General features: G+C 47.5%; 12 protein-coding genes and 1 pseudogene. 6 read left to right on the forward strand and 7 right to left on the reverse strand.

The genetic code is table 11. The annotated features are described in order from the left end of the window. The first annotated feature begins 150 nt into the window (after positions 1-150). On the forward strand, positions 151-708 hold the full coding sequence (locus C7R94_RS05820) for a hypothetical protein (protein ID WP_233220486.1): 558 nt from the start codon (positions 151-153) through the stop codon (positions 706-708). A gap of 237 nt (positions 709-945) precedes the next feature. Here the strand turns inward: C7R94_RS05820 and C7R94_RS05825 are convergent, their stop codons facing one another. From C7R94_RS05825 to C7R94_RS29975, 4 genes are all read right to left on the reverse strand, one after another. Then, positions 946-2,094, reverse strand: coding sequence for a glycosyltransferase family 4 protein (locus C7R94_RS05825; protein ID WP_106778985.1), 1,149 nt, complete (start codon positions 2,092-2,094; stop codon positions 946-948). Positions 2,095-2,127: 33 nt separating this feature from the next. Then, a complete protein-coding gene (locus C7R94_RS05830) occupies positions 2,128-3,969 on the reverse strand; it encodes a CotS family spore coat protein (RefSeq protein ID WP_106778987.1) in 1,842 nt (613 codons plus the stop codon). 183 nt (positions 3,970-4,152) lie between these two features. After that, positions 4,153-7,425, reverse strand: a complete 3,273-nt coding sequence (locus C7R94_RS05835; protein WP_106778990.1) for a DEAD/DEAH box helicase — start codon at positions 7,423-7,425, stop codon at positions 4,153-4,155. A gap of 101 nt (positions 7,426-7,526) precedes the next feature. Beyond that, positions 7,527-7,769: a DNA primase gene (locus C7R94_RS29975; RefSeq protein ID WP_158264654.1), complete on the reverse strand. Its 243-nt coding sequence runs from the start codon at positions 7,767-7,769 to the stop codon at positions 7,527-7,529. A 280-nt stretch (positions 7,770-8,049) separates the two neighbouring features. Between C7R94_RS29975 and pdaA the strand changes: the two genes are divergently transcribed. Then, complete coding sequence (pdaA, locus tag C7R94_RS05840; protein ID WP_106778993.1) at positions 8,050-8,835, forward strand: delta-lactam-biosynthetic de-N-acetylase; 786 nt, start codon at positions 8,050-8,052, stop codon at positions 8,833-8,835. Between the two features lie 69 nt (positions 8,836-8,904). Here pdaA and aspA read toward each other — a convergent pair whose 3' ends face one another. Further along, positions 8,905-10,329: an aspartate ammonia-lyase gene (gene aspA / locus C7R94_RS05845; RefSeq protein WP_369834979.1), complete on the reverse strand. Its 1,425-nt coding sequence runs from the start codon at positions 10,327-10,329 to the stop codon at positions 8,905-8,907. A 159-nt stretch (positions 10,330-10,488) separates the two neighbouring features. Between aspA and C7R94_RS05850 the strand changes: the two genes are divergently transcribed. Together C7R94_RS05850 and C7R94_RS05855 are read left to right on the forward strand one after the other, a co-directional pair. Further along, positions 10,489-10,998 carry a Gmad2 immunoglobulin-like domain-containing protein gene (locus C7R94_RS05850; RefSeq protein WP_106778998.1) on the forward strand — a complete coding sequence of 170 codons (510 nt, stop codon included), beginning with the start codon at positions 10,489-10,491 and terminating at the stop codon, positions 10,996-10,998. A 362-nt stretch (positions 10,999-11,360) separates the two neighbouring features. Then, positions 11,361-12,107 carry a YwaF family protein gene (locus C7R94_RS05855; RefSeq protein WP_106779001.1) on the forward strand — a complete coding sequence of 249 codons (747 nt, stop codon included), beginning with the start codon at positions 11,361-11,363 and terminating at the stop codon, positions 12,105-12,107. 1 nt (position 12,108) lies between these two features. On the opposite strand, the gene C7R94_RS05860 is transcribed toward C7R94_RS05855, so the two are convergent. Then, positions 12,109-12,987 carry a LysR family transcriptional regulator gene (locus C7R94_RS05860; RefSeq protein ID WP_106779003.1) on the reverse strand — a complete coding sequence of 293 codons (879 nt, stop codon included), beginning with the start codon at positions 12,985-12,987 and terminating at the stop codon, positions 12,109-12,111. Positions 12,988-13,132: 145 nt separating this feature from the next. On the opposite strand from C7R94_RS05860, the gene C7R94_RS05865 reads away from it, so the two are divergent. After that, a complete protein-coding gene (locus C7R94_RS05865) occupies positions 13,133-14,029 on the forward strand; it encodes a DMT family transporter (RefSeq protein ID WP_106779006.1) in 897 nt (298 codons plus the stop codon). Between the two features lie 23 nt (positions 14,030-14,052). Further along, positions 14,053-14,181: pseudogene (locus C7R94_RS30520) on the forward strand (polyketide cyclase); the annotation flags it as partial. Positions 14,182-14,266: 85 nt separating this feature from the next. Here the strand turns inward: C7R94_RS30520 and C7R94_RS05875 are convergent. Then, on the reverse strand, positions 14,267-15,865 hold the full coding sequence (locus C7R94_RS05875) for an amidohydrolase (RefSeq protein ID WP_106779009.1): 1,599 nt from the start codon (positions 15,863-15,865) through the stop codon (positions 14,267-14,269). Between the last annotated feature and the right edge of the window lie 214 nt (positions 15,866-16,079).

The following is a 16,079-nucleotide window of genomic DNA, read 5'->3' on the forward strand; positions in this document are numbered from 1 at the left end:
AGTACCTGATAAGTATACACGATTTTCCTGTTTTTTTAAAAAAATCATCTAGTTTTGCTAATGTTTTCCTGCCTGATTTTGTCAAATCAGGTGTTAGTCCAATGCGGTCGCCACCCTGATGAATATGATATTGCATGCATAGTTAGGAGGGTGTTGCCTTTGAAAGCATTGAGAAAGAAGAAGCTAAAAGCAAAGCAAGCCCGCTGCCGCTGCAAGAAGCGAACTACCAAGCGCAAATCCAATAATCTGCTCAGGAAACTACGCCGTTTTGTGCGTATCCACGTTCGCGCACCTCAAGTGAATGTGACCACCCCCACACCTCAAGTAGAAGCGCCTGTTGTGCAGGTAGAAGCGCCTGTTGTACAAGTAGAGGCACCTTATGTACAAGTAGAAGCTCCGAAGCCAATCGTCATCCCGGCACCTTTAGTGAAGGTAGATGTCGAGAAGGAAGAAGCAGCGGATCAAGCATGTATAGAAGGGCTTCGTCAAGAGCTCAGCAAATGCATGAGAAACGATCAACTTGTGGAGGTCTTACTAACGACAGATTGGGGACCTGAGAGTCGTTCTTACCGAGTCGGCAAGCTTCTTAGAGTGGACGAAGGAATCATTGAATTACAGACCTTAACCTCCTCACGTACCAACGGAGCCTCTATCGTTATTCCTATCACCCATATCGTCGCGATTATTCCAAATGCAGAACCAAATTGAACAAGCTGATATTCCGCGAGGCTTTAGAATGGCCTAAAGATGCGGGGAGTCTGTGCGTAGTAGATTCCCTGCATCCCCCCATTTCGTGCAAACACATGTGGGACTAGCCTTTTTGTTCAGACAGGCCAGTCCACCCTAGCAGGATTGTATGACTCTTTTGTCCTGAAGGCATGAATAAACGCCCACTTCTCCGCTCTTTCTTTAGGGAAGTGGGCTGCTAGCATTCACTTTTTGGTTTTACCTATCCCTGTTATTCCATACGTCTAGCACATCTCTTGCGACTCGATCCCACGTAAATCTTTGCTCGGCAAGCTGACGTCCGTTTCTCCCCATTTGTCGTTGGAGGTCGCGGCTAGACAATAGTTGTTTTAGCTGTACAGCAAACGCTTGAGGGTCCTCCGGCTGCTCGACCAACAGTCCATTGCCTCCGATGATCACCTCAGCATTTCCACCCCGTTTTGTCGTGACAAAAGGCAAACCGGCAGCCATTGCTTCATAATGGACACGAGCCAGTGGTTCCTCCCATTGCGAAGGACAGACAAAAACGTCCCCCGCCCAAAACCAGTGGTGAATCTGATCTGCCGGAACAAATCCCGTAGTAATAACCGGAACAGGCGAACGATTCGCTAATGAGCGTACATACGCTGCATAATCACTTATTTTATTTTCACCGTACCAGGACCCTCCAACCAAAACGAGAGCGATGTTGGAATGGTAGGAGCGGAGTTCATTCATCGCACGAACCAGAATATCGGCCCCTTTTTTCGGCGTCAATCGTCCTACAAACAAGATCACTTGTTTGTTGCCCAGATTGTGCGTCGCCCGAAGTTCCTGACGAATTTTTTGGGCCGTTTTGGATCCTTCTACCGGAACAAATGTGTCTAAGTTCACACCTGAATAAATCGTACGAAGCTTGTTAGCGGCTTCGGGATACAGGGAGGCAATGACTCGGCCGACATAATCACTAATGGTAATGATGCGTTCTGTTTCAGCAACGGCTCTAGCAGCTTCCGCTTGCCCTATTTTTACCGGATCAAACATATCATTGTGCATGCTTAGAATGATACGTGCGTTCGGGCATACTTCACGAATGATGGGAACCATCCGCGGTCGGTTAAAAACATGGATGACATCATAGTTATTCGCACTCAGGAAAGCGGCTACTTCACGTGCATAAATTTCGAACACACCTTGACCATCTACTCGCACATAACGCGTATTATGAACTTTTTCATCCTGCGGTAGCGTTGGATCCGACGTTCCCAGAATAGTCAGCTCGTGATGTCTCCCTAAAATATCTGCAATCCCTGCAATATAAGTCTGGATCGCTCCCCCTCGTATAGGAGGGACTGGCAATTTCTCTGTACAGACCATGATAACTTTCATCCGTATTCTCCTTTCCCGTTCCGACTTCTTACATTAGTTGCCCCTCGTCTTCTTTGATTTTGGACGCTGCTTCTTCAACTGATTGTTGATGAGTTTACGGCTTAGTTTCGCCGCCTTGGCAACCTTCTTGTTCTTGTTGGAAGTGACGGTCCGGGACTGCTGTTTAGACGTCCACACAGTTGCTTTTTTGTTTTTCTCTGCTTGACTTGCAGGTTTTGCTTGTGGTGATTTGGCCTTTACCTCGATAGAGACCTTTACTTTGCTTTGAAGCTTACTCGACTTTTTGCTGCTGTTTTTTGAAACGGCAGTGCTCATTCCCCGCTTTTTGCTTCGACGAACGAGTTTTCGTGGTTCACTTGTAACGAATGGCGCTGATGGCGTAAAAGGAACATTTCCCGAAAATGAAATTCGAGTTCTGCGGGTAGCGCCACCTTGTTCTGCCTCTGCCCCTTTTTGCTGGCTTTCTTCCCGTGTAACTGGCTTTTGCTGGGAAGTCGGAAGTGAAGCGGCTACCTTATCGCTTGCAGCCTCCTTGACTTTGGACTCTTTGTCTTTGGATCCCTTCACTTTCGAATCTTTATCCTTGGATACCTTGACCTTGGACTCTTTATCCTTAGACACCTTGATCTTGGTAGACTTTTTGTCTTTCGGTTCCTCGACCAAAGACTCTGTTGCTGGAGTGGATACCGCACCAGGGATGAATTCCTTGATACCGGATGCCAACCTTTGCGGTTCAACCACTTCCGTTATTTGGTCATAGTTGCCCGGTTGGTATTTACTGATGTCTTTAGCGAGCTCTGCCAAAGCGGCATCTTTCGTTTTATCCCCCGTCAAAACTCGCTGCAGAATGCCTTCCGCTTCCGTAGACAGAAAGATTTCGGGATCATAAAACATCTCTTTGAGATGCTTATAAAATTCGTTTGGTACTGCCATATCATTTAAGAGTACCTCAAACGATTCGCGATCTAGTGGATTTGCCTTATGATAGGCTTCAATCATGCCCCGCATCCAGGTAACATCCCAGACGCCCATATCATCCATCGTACTGGTTATGAGCTTGCGCAAATCCCGAAACGGCAAATCGTACGACACCCCATCTAGGTCAATAACCCAAAGCCCTCCGGGACCATTTTGCCCATTTGACCAGCCGTAATCTTGGTGCACCAATCCCCAGTGCGCCTCTCCCATTTTGATCATTTTCGGATAGGCAGACGCTTTTAATTTCTCTAAGGCTGCCCATGCCTGCTGTTCATAGTGATCAACGACCGCCAAAATGGATTTACTTGCTGGGGCTTCACTGTAGGCTTTCGCTACTTCCCTCATCCACCCGATTTTTTTGGCAATCTTTTGATAGTGATTGGGCCAACGATATAAACGGGAAGAGTTTTTGGCTCCTGCGGGCGGAACATAGCCTTTTGAATGACGATGGAATTCACCAAGACCGTAGCAAAGCTCTTGGGCGCCTACCAAATCTACTTTTGTTGCCGGTTGCAAGGCAATCCAATCGGTAACAATCCAGAGTTTCCCGGCCTTTTCCACATAAAGACTACCATTTCGGGCAGGAATCAGTGCTGGTACCCTTGCCCCCTGTTTAACGACGTATTCTTGGAAAGCCACACTAAAGAGACTACGTTCAGGCGTACGGTGCAGTACCTTTAGGCTACGCGGACCTTTATCTGTCTCGATGCGCCAAATAGCCCCGCCTTTGTCTGGCTTGGAAGTAATGAGCGTACGACTCTTCACCGACATGTCATACTCTTTGATTACTTGTTCTGCGATCGCATCTACTTCCGGTGGCACTGTCAAATCCCAGTTAGCCGGCGTTTCCACATTCCCTTCTCGGGTATCCCATGGCTTAATCACATATTGTTCCATTCCATTCCCCCCACACTTCTGTGGTGATGCCTTCGTCCTTCTCCATAAGCTATTCGCTATGTCCTTTTCTCGAACCGGACAAATATCATTGGGAGTCAGCCAATTCGTTATTCGCACAGGGATATGGTCTCGCAAAAAAACAGCTTGACCCCTCGCATAGTAGCGACAGTCAAGCTGTTCATATTAAATCATCAGTAATTCACGTATTTCTTGCTCGGTTAAAGAAGAGATTGCCTCTTGTCCCGGTGTAATGATTTCCTCGATCAAGTTTTTCTTTTTTTGTTGCAGCTCGTACATCTTCTCTTCGACCGTTCCCTCTGCAACAAGCCTGATCACTTGGACGACGTTCTTTTGTCCGATACGATGGGCACGATCAGCCGCCTGTTGTTCGACGGCGGGATTCCACCACAGATCATACAAGATGACGGTGTCCGCACCCGTCACATTCAATCCTGTTCCCCCAGCCTTCAAAGACATGAGAAACAAATCCCGCTCTCCCTCGTTAAATCGGTTACACAAATCCAGTCTCTCTGCTACTGGTGTCTGTCCATCCAGATAGAAAAACGGGACACCATGATACCCCAGCTCGCGTCCGATTATCCCCAGCATCTCCGTAAATTGAGAAAAGAGCAAAACGCGCTTCCCAGCGTTTTTGCATTCACCGATGATCTCGAATAGCTGTTCGAGCTTGGCTGACCCTCCGTCATACTCTTTGACAAACAGGGCTGGATGACAACATATCTGCCGCAATCTCGTCAAGCCTGCGAGAATTTTGATCCGATTTTTTTGAAAGCCTTTATTGTACAGGTGCTTCACTGTTTCCTGTTGGAGCTGCGCCAAATAGGCGACATACAACTTTTTCTGCTCTGGCAACAGCCTTGCGCTTTGCAGTGTTTCAATTTTGGCCGGTAATTCCTTCAGTACCTCTGTCTTGAGCCTGCGCAATAAAAATGGACGCGTCCGTTTCGCAATCGTATCTCGCGGCAAGTCGAGAAATTCCTTTCGTGCCGGAAAAAGCTCCGGGAAAACAACATCATAGATAGACCACAGCTCCTCTACTCTGTTTTCCACAGGTGTTCCTGTAAGGGCAAAGCGATGCTTAGCTTTTATTCGTTTGACTGTCTGAGCTGTTTGGGTGACATAGTTTTTGAAGGTCTGCGCTTCATCCAAGATCAAGGTATGGAAGGAATGCTCCTCGAACTGGGCATGATCACGACGCAAGAGCGGATATGAAGTAATGAGCACATCCACATCTGACAGCTCGTTTACGATCTGATTCCGCTCTTCCTTCGTGCCATCCACAATAACACTCCGGATACTTGGCGCGAACTTTTTGATTTCATTTTGCCAATTGTATAAAAGAGAGGCAGGAGCCACGATAATCGCCGGGAGCTTTTGTTCTCGGATTTCGGGCAGAACGGAGTGAAGAAAGGTAATGCTTTGCAATGTCTTCCCCAGCCCCATATCGTCTGCGAGAATTCCCCCAAAGCCGTAGTGTGCCAGTGTTTTCATCCATTGATAGCCAAACTTCTGATAATCTCGAAGTATCCCCTGCAAAGATTCAGGTACAGGAAAGTCCAGATTATCAGGGTTACGCATATTCTCCAAAAACTGGCGCAACGATTTGCCTAGCTGAACAGACTGTCCCTGCATGGGTATATCAAGCAAGCGCAACCCACGAAAAGCAGGCAGATGAAAACCACTTCCCATTTGTTCAGCATATTGCATGCCCATCTCGTCCAGGAAACGATTGATTTGCTCAAATTCTTTTGTCTCAAGCGGCAGAAGCGCTCCATTTGAAAGCCGATGATATCTGCGCTTTTCTTCTACCGATTGAATAACACTTCGAATCTCTGACTCGGGTATCCCATCCATATCAAAACGAAAATCCAGCCAATTTGTTCGCTCATCGACATCCACTCTTACTTTTGGTGGTAGGTGGAGAGGCTGAATCCTGATTTTTACGGAAGTGGTCGCGAATACCGTTAACAGCTTTTCCAGCTTAGGGACGACGTGGTAAAGGAAGTCATACTCAGCTTCCTCGTCATCTAGGAAGTACCCTCCTTCCGTTCGGGTAAAGGAACTTTCCTCCATTAGCTCTAAAATCTGCCGCTCCTTCTCCCCGTCGCGCATCAAAATCAGCTCACTGCCACGCTGCCCGCCTACCTCATGGCCTTCCAGTGGATTGATGACGATATCGCCATATTGAAACTCAAGCCCCGCCAGCAGCCGGTCTCTTACCCTGTCCAAATACAGCTTGGCTTTTAACTGGAATTGCACGACTCGTTCCGAGACTGCCTTTGCAATTTGTACGTTCCCCAGTTTCATCAAAGCCGGAACAATCTGCACCATGAATGGCTCAATTTTTTCTGCGGGAATGTGAATCCGCTCACTGCTATGAGATTCTAGCAAGTGCTTCAGCTCTGCCAAACTGTGGCATTGTTCCTTTGGCAGTCTGTGCCATTTGCCATCTACGAGCAACAATCCGTAAGCTTCCAAGACAGTGATTTGCTTGAATCCTAGGACTTCCAGCTGATATTGATCGGTTTTTGTCTGGTTAAATTCGAAGTGGAGTGGCGGCGGCTCATTTATACAGGCAAACGCTGAATACATTTGGTCATGATGCTGAATGTGAACAGATGGTGCTGTAAGCAGCAGAGCAAATAATCGCTCCCAGGTAAATGGTGGAACTAGGAGAACCCGTTCCCCACCCACATGCTTCTGTTCCTGGTAATGGTAGCTTGCAGTCTCTCGATAAATTTTTTCCGTGCGATAAATTTGCACGAGTTCACGAAGGATGGCTTCATGCTCTGGCAAAAACCGATGCAAATTTGGATCATAGGTAAATTGGCTAGAGAAACCACACACTTGTTGCTTATCCACCCGGTCTAAAAACGCGCGAATGTCCTTTACGATGTACAACCTCTTTGGCCCTAGCTTCAGCTCTATTCCGATCATGCTTTTGCGAAAGCCGTACGGTACGATTTTACATATGATTTCCAAGGCAAGCGTTGTTCGTGAATCTAGCAACACGCGATTATGGCTTGTCCGAATCGGCCGGTCCACGAACAAGCCGAAAAGTCCTTCTGTTAGTTGGAGATCAGGCTGTGTTGTTATGCCTTCTTGTTTCGTTGCAAAGGAAGTGGAATAGCTGCCAGGATGCTCGTCTAGTTGCAGATCACGCATGGTTAACAACGAGGCTGCGATATGTTGGCAGTATTGATCGTACGACGCCAAAGTAGGACAACTACACACGGCTGCCATCCCAGACTCGTCTAGTTCAATGGTGACTTGATAGTTATTTTTCCCTGCGTTCACTGTCGTTCTGATCCAAGCAGGTTCCGGTTGAAAATGCTCCACGAGCACGTTCCCAGAACGGTAAAAGGCCTTTCCTCTCTCATAAGAAAGGCGACCGCACCATTCTTTTATCATTTGATGGCTCACTTGAAAGCTCATTTTCTGTTCCATCCTCATCTTGAAATATGTTTAATATTACAGAATACAACTGAAAAAAGATACGCATGAAAGCGTATCTTTTCCCCACCCATAAAAATCAATTAGGCTTCATCTGAATCTTCGTCGTCAGAATCTTCGTCATCGGAATCTTCGTCATCGGAATCTTCGTCATCGGAATCTTCTCCAGCATAGTCTTCTTCTTCGTCTTCTTCATCATCTTCATCGTCGTCATTATTGCCAAAGTATAATTTTTTCGTAGTACCATCCTCGTATTCGATTTTTACTTCCATTTCTTCTGCACCTTCACCGAGCGCCCGACGTAATTGCTCCAACCATTCGTCCATGTTAGCCACACCTCCTGGGTATAGATGATCTCTTGGCAGTATTTGCCAACAGCTTTACTGTCGACATTGATACTATATGAAGAGTTTCTTTTTCATGTATGGACAGTTGTCCCCTACTACACAGTAGATTTTTACACACCTTGCCCTTGCAGTTACGCATGCACCTAACAAGCTACTGTTGCCTACGTAACGTTTACATATTTGGAAGTAGACTGGACAAACTTTTGAGGAAATCGACTTGCCTACATCATGAATTCGCTTCGGAAGGGAGAGCTCGTTATTGAACAGACGATGGATCAAAAGCTTGTTGATCGGGATTAGCTTGCTGCTTACAAGTGCGTTGCCAGTTGACTCGATTATGGCCTCACCAGATCACCCGTACCATTTTGGATTTAAAAAGAGCAAGAATGGACAGCTACCCTCTATCAATGAGGAAGGTTTTAAAGGCATTGTGGATCGGCATGGCGCGGTTTTTTTAGGGGATACCACGAAAAAAGAGCTTTACTTGACGTTTGATAACGGTTATGAGAATGGCTTTACGCCAAAGATTTTAGACACACTTCTCGCCAAAAAAGTCCCTGCCATTTTCTTTGTGACAGGTCATTTTGTGAAGGAGCAGCCCGAGTTGTTAAAGCGAATGGCACAAGAGGGACATCTGATCGGCAACCATTCCTGGAGCCATCCCGATATGACGACCGTATCGAATCAAAAAATCAAAGATGAACTGACGAAAGTAAGCGATGCGGTCCAGCAAGTGACCGGACAAGGTAACATGCGTTACTTGCGACCTCCTAGAGGGATTTTCAGTGATCGCACCCTTGCTGTAACCAAAGATTTAGGCTATACCAATGTTTTTTGGTCGGTCGCCTACAAAGATTGGGATACCAAAGTCCAGCGTGGGGCAAAATATGCCTATGATAGCGTGATGGCCCAATTGCATCCCGGCGCTGTTATTCTGCTCCATTCTGTCTCCAAAGACAATGCAGAGGCTCTCGGGATGATGATCGATGAAGCACGCAAGCAAGGCTATGAATTCAAGAGCTTGGATCAGCTTCCGAAAAAGTAGCGCAAGTCCTTCCTTTTGCAAGCAAAAACTCCCGCTGCTTCGCATGTGCAAAGCGCGGGAGTTTTTGGTTTAGTCGCGATCCAGCAAGGATGCTCCAGCAATACCTGGATGCGTCATTTCAAATGGATCGAGAATCATATCCAGTTCTTCTTCTGTCAGTACATTGTGTTGCAAGCACAGCTCACGTACAGACTTTCCTGTCAAAATAGCTTCGCGGGCAATGCGTGCAGCCGTCTCATATCCGAGATGAGGATTCACCGCAGTGATGACGCCTACGCTTTTTTCTACGTATTCTTTCATGCGCTCGCGGTTTGCTTCGATTCCTTCCAAGCAGTGACGCGTAAAGACATCGAATGCATTGTCCATAATGCTGATCGATTGCAGCAAGTTGAAGACAAGCACAGGCTCCATAACGTTCAGTTCTAGCTGACCTGCCTCCGATGCCAAACAAATGGTGTGGTCGTTTCCGATGACCTGAAACGCTACTTGGTTGATGAGTTCTGCCATGACAGGATTGACTTTTCCTGGCATAATCGAGGAGCCTGGCTGACGTGCTGGCAAGGAGATTTCTCCCAGTCCAGCTCGAGGTCCTGATGCCATCAAACGCAAGTCATTCGCGATTTTAGACATATTCATCATGCAAACCTTCAGTGCGGCTGATACTTCTGTATACGCATCTGTGTTTTGTGTAGCATCCACGAGATGCTCTGCACCTGTCAACGGGAAGCCTGTGATATCGGCAAGATGCTTGACTACTGTTGTAATGTAGCGAGGGTCAGCATTCAAACCCGTTCCTACCGCAGTCGCTCCCATATTCACTTCGTACAAATGCTGACGAGATTGCTTAATACGCTTGATGTCGCGCTCAAGCACTCGACGGTATGCTTCGAATTCTTGACCCAAGCGAATCGGAACCGCATCCTGCAAATGCGTTCTGCCCATTTTAATGACATCATCGAATTCTTTTGCTTTTTGGCCAAATGCATCATGCATCTTATCCATCGTCACGAGCAGCTTTTCCAACAGGGTGAGTGTAGCAATATGAATCGCTGTCGGGAAAGCATCATTGGTAGACTGAGACATGTTGACATGTGTATTTGGGCTCAAGTGGAAATAATCGCCTTTTTTCTCACCAAGCATCTCAAGACCGCGGTTCGCGATCACTTCGTTGGCATTCATATTAATAGAAGTACCTGCTCCGCCCTGGATCGGATCGACGATAAATTGATCATGCCATTTTCCTTGCATGATTTCTTCCGCCGCAGCAACAATCGCATTTCCTAACCGCGGATTCAATCTGGAAACTTCCATATTTGCCATCGCAGCTGCTTTTTTTACCATTGCCATTGCATTGATGAGGGAAAAATGAAGACGATACCCGGTGATTGGGAAGTTTTCCGTTGCTCGCATCGTTTGCACGCCATAATAAGCATCTACTGGAATTTGCTTCTCGCCAAGAAAGTCTTTTTCCACTCGAAACGTCTGTTGTTCCATTCTTATCAGACCAGCCTTCTAGGAATAATGGTTGCTACTTCCCCTCCATTCTACCACAGTTTTACGCAGGAAGACTCATCCACCTGAAACACTATTATTTGTTTTTACGTCTTATTATTTGTAGGTACCATCTCATACCAGACAGAATCGAGGGATACCATGAAAAAAATGCTTTTGCTGCTGTTGACGATCGGCTTGCTGCAAGGATGCACGAGTGGCACAGATAGCCCTTCCACTCCAACAGAACAACAGAAGCCACCCGTTTCAGCAAAGCCCGAGACACCTGCTTCTGAGCCGCCCACAACCACGCAGCCACCTACAACGCCTGAGAAGCCAACAACGGAACAACCAGCTCAACAGGAGAATGTCTATGCCAATGACATTTTCCGCAATGTCACTGTGAAGAAAACCGGCCAGGACACGTTTGAAATCAAGGGACAGGCGCGCGTGTTCGAAGCTGTACTCAATTATGTCGTAGAAGATGGTCATAACGAGCTAACGCAAGGTTTTGTGCAGGCTACGACCGCCGCTCCTGATTGGGGAGATTTTACCCATACACTGAAAGTGAAAAAAGCAGAGCCGAACAGCACACTGACACTGATCTTGTTTGAAACTAGCATGAAAGACGGCAGCCGAAGAATGGAACTCATCATTCCGCTCCCGGAATAAGGCCTAATAAAAATCAGACCCTCTCTATGAAAAAGAGAGGGCCTGATTGAAAGGGTCTATTATTAGATAGCAGTAGACAGTCAGTTGCCGTATGCCTTGCTGTTACTATTACTCGCCTTGTTCTTCCTTGAAGCATTCCATGCAGAGTGCACCATTGTTCTCGATTTCATACTCAGTCAAGCGAGCCTGACAAGACTTGCATGTTTTTTCCGTGAGCACCAAGTTCAAGACTATATCTCCTCTCAATGATGTAACGTAGTCTATTTATATTATAACCAAAGATTTATATCATACATATAGCTATCTGTTAAAATTTCGTGAATTTTCAAATATAAAAAATAATAAACAAAGAGGAGATCATCATGACCTCATCCTATTTTTCACTTGTCTTGACAGGGGAGCCGTTTCGGCTGTTTTCCCCTTCTCACGTTATCACCTTGATTCTTGTACTCTGTCTGGTCGTGCTCACCTATTTATTTCGGCAAAAGCTCCAAGCCCCGGCAAATCGACTCGCCACTCGTTACGCGCTTGCTGGTGTCTTGCTTTTGTCAGAGGTTTGTTATCAGCTTTGGCATGTTTATACCGGCAGCTGGACGGCTGCTTACACATTGCCCTTGCAGCTGTGTAGCGTGACCCTCCTGCTTTCTGCCGTGATGCTAATGACGAGAAGCTACGGGCTGTATGAGATTACGTTTTTTGCCGGGATTGGCGGCGCTATGCAGGCATTGCTTACCCCCGAATTGTTTTATCCATTTCCGCATTTTCGCTTTGTGCATTTTTTTGTAGCCCACGCGGGAATCGTCCTTGCTTGCCTGTACATGACGTGGGTAGAAGGCTACCGCCCGACTGTCCGTTCTATTTGGAAAACAATGGGCTTTTTAAACCTGCTCTTGCTCGTCGCACTTTTCGTCAACCAATGGACGGGCGGAAATTACTTATTTGTCTCGCGCAAACCGGACAATCCCAGTCTGATTGACTTTTTAGGCCCGTATCCGTGGTACATCGTTTCGTTGGAAGGAGTAGCAATTGCGTTGTTTTTCTTGTTGTACCTGCCCTTTGTCCGAAAGCAGCCGCTGGCGAAGGAAGTCAGGAGAGATTTGTCTGTCTGAATTACGCTTGCTGCTCATTCACCCAATCGGTTACAAACTGCAAGAAGCGTTTGGCAGCCGGTGACTGCTTGGAAAAAGAGGTTGCTGCCACTCCGAGCGAACGGTAATGCTCCCCTTCAAGCGGGATCATCCGGATATTTGCAGGCAAGCGGAACAAAATCATTTCTGGAAGGATGCTGATCCCGAGCCCATTTTGCACCATCGCAATAATCGCGTGATCATCTCCCACCTCATATTTGACTCGCGGTTCAATCTGATACTGGGCCAGCAAGCGCTGTATATCATTGTCACAGCCCGTCTTTGGCATGATAAATGTCTCTTCGGCTAATCGGCTCACATGCACCCGCTCCTCTTTGTAGAGCGGGTGTTCCTCTGTCACCAGCAAATACATCTGATCCTTTTTCAAAGGAATACATTCCAAATCCTCTGTTGTCGGCAAGGAGACGAAGCCGAAATCAATCTCTCCCGTTTGAATCCAGCTCTCAATTCCATCGTAATACCCTTCCATCAGTTTAATCTCGATCGCCGGATACTGGTCTTGGAACCGCTTGAGGATTCCCGGAAGCCATTGTGTGGATACACTCGTGAACGTTCCAATTCTCACCGTCCCAACCTCCAACCCATTGATGGCAAACACCTCTTGTTTCATCCGCTCATGACAGCGCAAGGTCTCGCGCATGAATGGAAGCAGTCGCTCCCCATTGCTTGTGAGGCTAATACCTGACCGTCCTCTGCTCAAAAGAGTGAAGCCAAACTCCCGCTCCAAACTCGCAATCGCATGGCTGATCGCTGATTGTGTTAGACCTAGTATTTCTCCAGCTTTGGTTAAGCTGCCCGACTCAATAACGGTGATCACTACCTCAAACTTGTTCAAGCTCACCCTTCTTTGTCCCCTTTACATGAATCTGATTCATAAAAATCATCACAAACATTCATTTTTCTTATTTAAACGATACTCGTATACTGTTTATGGCGCAACACTGATCAGGACCCGCTTTTTCCCGGGCTAGGAGGCTTATTCCATCATGAAACCGCAAGTGAAAGCCGATTTGGCTATGATTTTGGTCACCCTGTTTTGGGGAACGTCGTATGTGTTTATGCAGATGGGGTTGAAGGATCTGGAGACTTTCAATCTGATCGGCATCCGCTTTGGCATTGCTTTTCTACTGGCAGCCGCCTTGTTCCATAAACGCTTGCGTGGCACGAATCGAAAAACATTGCATCATGCATTCGTACTCGGTGCGCTCCTTTTCGGGGTTTTTGCCACCATCACGAACGGAGTGAAATCAACGACAGCTTCCCAGGCAGGCTTTCTCGTTAGCTTGACCGTTATCTTTGTTCCGCTCTTATCTATTCTTTTGAGAAATCGTCCGGAAAAAAGAGTCTTCGTCGGCGCAGGACTGGCCATGATCGGCATCGGCCTGCTCACACTAAGCGCTGAATTGCGCATCAGCCAAGGAGACCTTTTGTGCATCGCTGGCGCCCTCTTTTACGCTACACATATTACCGTAACAGGCAGATGGGCCAACCAATCGGATACGATTCAGTTGGGGATTTACCAGCTTGGCTTTACCGCGCTGCTGGGCATTGTTTTTTCATTTGCACTGGAGACTCCCACATTGCCGCAGACTACAGAGGCTTGGATCGCCGTTCTCGCCCTTAGTGTATTATGCAGCGCAATAGGCTTTGTCGTTCAAACGGTAGCCCAAAAATATACGACCGCCACACACACGGGTGTTATTTTTTCCTTGGAGCCAGTCTTTGCTGCCCTGTTTGCCTTCTTGGTCACAGGCGAAACACTGTCTGTTCGCGGGTACATAGGCGCAGGTCTCGTTTTGATCAGTGTGCTGATTGCAGAAATCGATGTGAAGAGCTTGCTGCGCGGAAAGCAGCTGACAAAAAACCCGACTCACTTATCCTGAGTCGGGTTTTGCGTATGGGTTAGACCAAACTCACTTATCGCACCGTTTTTGAAGAAACGGCCGCTGTGTTCAATAAGGTGAACACATATGCCGTCCCAGGTGCCGAACAGACCATGGATCGTCTTGAAAAGCATCTGGCAAGTATGTCTTAACAGTAGATCGTTTCAGAAAACAGCGGCGTCCAGGACTTTGCTTTCTTGTCCAGACAGCCGCTGCTCTGATTTGCGGGCTATGTTTTCAAGACGTGTAGCAAACTTTCCCGCCAATGATGGTCATCATGACCTTTGTCGAGAGCAGCTCGTCTGGATCGATAGTAAACAGGTCTTTGGAATAGACTGTCATATCCGCATATTTTCCACGAGACAACGTGCCTTTGACATGATCCTCGTTCGTCACCTGTGCACTGCCCAATGTAAACAGATGAATCGCTTCCTCCATCGTCAGCTTTTCTTGCGGGAAGTACCCTTCGTGGGTTTCTCCCGGTGCTTTGCGCGTGACGGCTGCGTGTATCCCCAACAGAGGATCGATGGGTTCTACTGGTGTATCCGAGCCCGCAGCGCAAATGATTCCATAATCCATCATCGTCTTCCAGATGTACGAGTGTTGAATCCGCTCCTGTCCTACTCGATCCATCACCCATGGGAAGTCTCCTGCGAGAAAACGCGGTTGGATATCTGCGATCCGATGAGGATGCTTCAAGCGGTCCAGCAGGTCCGGCCGCAAGATTTGTGTGTGTATGAGGCGATCCCGATAGGCGACTGCCGGGAACTGATCCAAGCTGTCCAGCACCATTTCCAGTGCTTTGTCGCCAATGGTGTGTACGGCTATGGGCATCCCGAGTCCACGTGCTTGTCGAACCAGCTCTGTCAGCTCGTCTTGCTCATGCACGGGATAACCGCTCGTGCTCGGATCGTCAGCGTACGGAGCTGACAGGTAAGCCGTCCTGCGTCCTAATGCCCCATCTGCAAAAATTTTCACCGCACCGATTTGCACATGAGCGTTGCCATAACCTGCCGTCATGTTTAAGTCGCGCAGCTCATGCATATGCGGATAGTAGACAAGCAGATTGCTGCGCAGTGCAAGCTCTTCGCCATTGATGAGCTCATCATAGAGCCGATACGTTTGCGCAAGTCCGCCCAATTCGCGCAAATCCTCCGTATGTGCTCCTGTCAATCCATGCGCCATTGCATAGCGAATCGAGCTGCGCAGGCTTTGCTTTAACTGATCGTAGTCAGGTCTTGGAATATGCTTCGTAATCAGGTTGGAGGCAGTTTCTAATAGCATACCCGTTGGCTTTCCGCTCACAGGATCATGTACAATAACTCCCCCCGCAGGCACCTCCATGTCACGATGATAGCCGCATAGCTCCAATGCCTTGCTGTTTACCAAATTTGCATGACCACATATTCGTGCCAGAAGAATCGGGCAATGTGGTGCAGCTTGATCTAGCTCTTCGATGGCAGGAATGCCGCCACCATCCGCGAACAAATTCTCATCCCAGCCGTATCCCTGTATCCACGTATTTTCTGGTGTGGCTTGCGCTTTTTCTTTCAAGAGAAACAGCATCTCGTCCTTGGAGCGAGCTTTGCTCAAATCCAGCTGCAAAAAGGTGAGACCGAGCCATCCCAAGTGCAGGTGGCTGTCAATCAATCCCGGTGTAGCGGTATATCCTTGCAGATCAATGATCGTTGCATCTGTACCTCCGTATTGAAGAAGCATGTCCGTATCGCTGCCCAAGTCATGCACAATTCCATCTCGAACGACCAGCGCTTGTACGAACAAATGCCTGGAATCTCCTGTGTAAATGCGTCCGTTCCTGAAAATAGTTGTCGCCATCTCGTAACCTCTTTTCTGTTCGCTTCTGTATTTTCGTATGCCTATCCTCTCTTAATTTGTTTGCTGCTAGTCGTTTTCCTCCCTGAAATGAAATAACGTTCAAAAAATTGCGACCTTCGCTTTCCATTTGGGAAAACATGGTGTTTACACACTTCCCTGTTGAAAGCGACAGCGGTAGGGCACGTTATGTTCATGTCCTATTTTTGCGCGGAGG

The sequence above is a fragment of the Brevibacillus sp. NRRL NRS-603 genome, from assembly GCF_003013445.1.
Taxonomy (GTDB): Bacteria; Bacillota; Bacilli; order Brevibacillales; family Brevibacillaceae; genus Brevibacillus; species Brevibacillus formosus.